Genomic DNA, 3,331 nt, shown 5'->3' on the forward strand with positions numbered 1-3,331 from the left:
CACCACCCCTTTTTTACCCAACCACCTCCCCACCCCCCCCCTCTCCCCCTCGGCCGGGCCGGGCGGCGGCGGGGCCCGGGGCCAACCGGGGCCCCCGGGGCCCACTCTCCGCCGCCCCGGGCTGCCCGGTGGGGTTCACGGGTTCAGGGGTTCACCACGCTCCAGCGCTCGGCCAGGATGTCGTTGCACGGGGCGAGTCTGACGCTGCCGTGGTCGGCGTCGGGGGCCAGCAGACAGAGGTGGTTGGCTTCGTTGCGGTAGCGGATGGTGCCGTCCGCGTAGGTCTCGGCCAGCCAGCGCTGGCCGGCCGCGTCGACGCCGCGCGTGTCGTCACACGTCCGCAGCATGGCGTCGGTCTCTGAGGTGGCGTGCTCGTCGCGGACGCCCAGGCAATAGTTGTCGCCGTCCACGCTCTGGAAGCGGACCAGGTTGTCGTCCGGGCTGATGCGCTGGATGTTCCAGCCGAAGTCCAGGCGCTCGTAGCGCAGCCAGTAGATCCACCACCACTTGGGCGGAGTGGGCTGGGTGTAGATGCCGGTCCCGGGAAAGGATCCGTTCCGCATGCGGCCGCCCATGAAGGCGGATTCCAGGCGTACGTTGCCGGCGGCCGTCGGCCAGTCCTTGGGCAGTGCGACGGCGTTGTCCCACCACCGCTGGGCGATGTCGTCGGTGCACGGCGACGCGGTCACCTGCCTGTTGGACGGCGTCAGGCAGAGCTCGGGAAAGGCCACGTTCCGCCACAGCTGAGGCCCCCCGTTGTCGTTGTTCCAATCCGGATCGGGCCGCGGGTCACTGATCGTCCACTGCGCCCGTGGGTCGTCACACGGACCGGCGACGATCCGGGAGTCCGACGCGTCCCGGCGGGCGGTCGGCGCTATGGAGGGGCAGCCCGCTGTGCCGACGAACTGGAGGAAGTGGGTGCCCGCGCCGGTGGTGGACATGGACAAGGTCTGGTTGTTGTCGTTGCGGGCGGGGCCGATCCCGATCGAGCCGTCCCGGTTCAGCTGCATCACGCTGCCGGTGGCTGTGGCCATTTGGGTGGAGCCGGTGTGTGCCGGGGCGGTCGTCTGGACCGGCGGTGGCGTCCGGGCGAAGTGCACCTCTGTGTGGTCGGATCCGGCACCGCGTGGGCGGCTCGCGGTGAAACCACCCGGCAGGCCGCGTGTGACCGCGTAGTCCAGCTCGCTCGGCTCATCGCTGTTGATGTACGTCGGCTGGCCGGTGCGCAGCAGGTTCTCGTCGGCGCGCAGGTGCAGCGACTGGTTGCGGGCCTGGGCGTCGGTGCGGTTGAGGATGTTCAGGTTGAAGTCGCCGACCAGAACCCAGTTCCGGCCTCGCTGGTCGCTCCTGGCGGCGAAGTTGCGGACCTGGTCGAGCAGTCCGGGGCGACCGTTTCGCCCGACCACGTCTTCGCCACGGGCGTGGGTGTTCCAGTACCAGGTGTTCCCGAACCGCAGACCTAGCAGCGGACGTGCCCGGTAGCGGTTGTTCGGGGCGTTCGGGTCCGGGTCGTAGGACGGGTTGTCCAGCACTTCGACCTGGTTGGCCTGGGTGTCGCTGACGGTCGCCAGGTTCGTCCGGCCACCGTCCCAGGTGTCCTGGTCGGTCCCGGTGATCCTGCGGGGGTCGGTCTGGAGGAAGTACACGTAGCGGTCGACGTTCCTGGTCCGCCAGCGCGAGAACGTGACGAAATTGGGCTGATTGAAGGGGCGGGTTCTATTGATCCGCATCCGGCGGAAGTTGGCCCGGCGAAAGTCCGGCGGCGCGGGCGGCCCGGAGCCCGCCTCCTGCAGCGCCACCACCGGGACCTGCCTGGCCAGCGACGCGATCTCCGAACGCCACCGGGAGCCGTTGCCGGAGCCACGCATGTTGTACGTGGCGAACGGTGAAGTGCCGTCACCGTCCGCCGCGTGCGCGGGCGCAGCGGTCAACGGAACGGTCAGCAGGGCCGCCACCGCGCTGAGGACGGCGAGCACGGCGGTGATCCACCGCCGTGACGGTAATCGCGTCCTCGTGGTCCGCAGGGTCCCCAGGGTCTGCGGACGGTTGTCTCTACTCAACGATCAAGCCTCTCCCGTCGGGCCCCGCGCCCGGCGGCGCGGGGGACTGCCAAGGCCGCCGACTCCCCGTGGCGGCACCGTGCTGCCGTTCCGGCAGTGGAGCGGGACCGGGGTCGCCCCCGATCCGCTGTCGAGCGCGTGGTGCACGGATCGTCGAACGAGCGGTCCTCGGCCCGTCGGTCACAGGAGACGGAAGATCGCGCGCACGCGGTTCAGGGCCCCATCGATATCCGGCCCCTCGCCCTCACCCCGCGTCCCGTCCCGGCCTTCAGGTGACTGACCAGTGCTAATGGAACCGTGAAGTTCGCACACGCACTCGACTTGGTGGCCCGGCGCCACGGCCCCAGATCGTCCCGGGAAGGCGTCCCTGCCTGGTGATACACCGCGTCGGGCCGAACTCCGAAAGCCGAGGCGACGTTGTCCTTAATCGGGGCCCTGTGGAAGGACGGCGGAAAGGGGAGCAGTGTGGCGGCGACTTCCCGGGGTGCGAGAGTGGTTCGCACGGCCGGGCACGGCGCGCAGCCGACCGGTAGGACGCCCACGGAACAGGGAACATCCGGGCCCTGTCCCCGCTGTTCTGGACCCATGTGAACCCCTACGGCCGGTTCGAGCTGGACATGAACTCCCACCTCGACCTCGCCGCCGCGGCAGCGGCCACGCGTCGACGAGGATCGTTCCGTAGCGACAGCCGCGGCGGAATGCGAACTCGTCCACGCCGAGAATGCGTGGAGACCGGTCTGCCACGGCCGGAGCGGGCAAGTATCCAAGAAGCCGCATCCGACCTGCTACACCGCCATCGACCTCGCTCCGGATGAAACCACCGAGTTGTATCTCATCCAGGTAGGGCCGGCATCGCCTCAGGAGGTAACGGTGCTTCGCCGGACCGACAGCTACGGAGCCAGTGTCCGGGCGCGCTGACCAAGACCAAACGGCAGGCGAGCAGCTGATGAGCCGGCGCCTACCCTGCCGTTTCGGGCTGGGCCTCGTCCGTGGCCGCTGCCTTCGACTCCGGCGCACCGGCGGCGGTGTAGTAGACGGAGCTGCCCTGCTTGGTCCGCTGGGCCAGGCTCTTGGCGACGAGGTTTTCGAGGGTGGTGCGCACGACGGTGGTCGCGATGTTGCGGTCGGGGTGAGCTTTGCCGAGTGCCTCGGTGACTTCCGCTGCGGAGCGGGGTTCGCTCTGCTCGGTGAGGTGACGGTGGATGAGGTCGACCAGGGTGGTCCCAGTCCTCTTCGTGGCCGTCTTCTTGGCAACGGGCTTCTTGACGGAC

General features: G+C 69.4%; 2 protein-coding genes. Both read right to left on the minus strand.

Annotation, left to right across the window (positions count from 1 at the left end; all coding sequences use genetic code 11):
* Positions 1 to 143 precede the first annotated feature (143 nt).
* Entirely contained in the window at positions 144 to 2,060 is a 1,917-nt protein-coding gene (locus ABZ471_RS48080) for a hypothetical protein (protein WP_359075477.1), read from the minus strand.
* 958 nt (positions 2,061 to 3,018) lie between these two features.
* Positions 3,019 to 3,331: BlaI/MecI/CopY family transcriptional regulator (locus tag ABZ471_RS48085; RefSeq protein ID WP_359075478.1), on the minus strand; the 313-nt coding region annotated here is incomplete at its 5' end.

It is taken from the genome of Streptomyces sp. NPDC005728 (assembly GCF_040630895.1).
Lineage (GTDB): Bacteria > Actinomycetota > Actinomycetes > Streptomycetales > Streptomycetaceae > Streptomyces.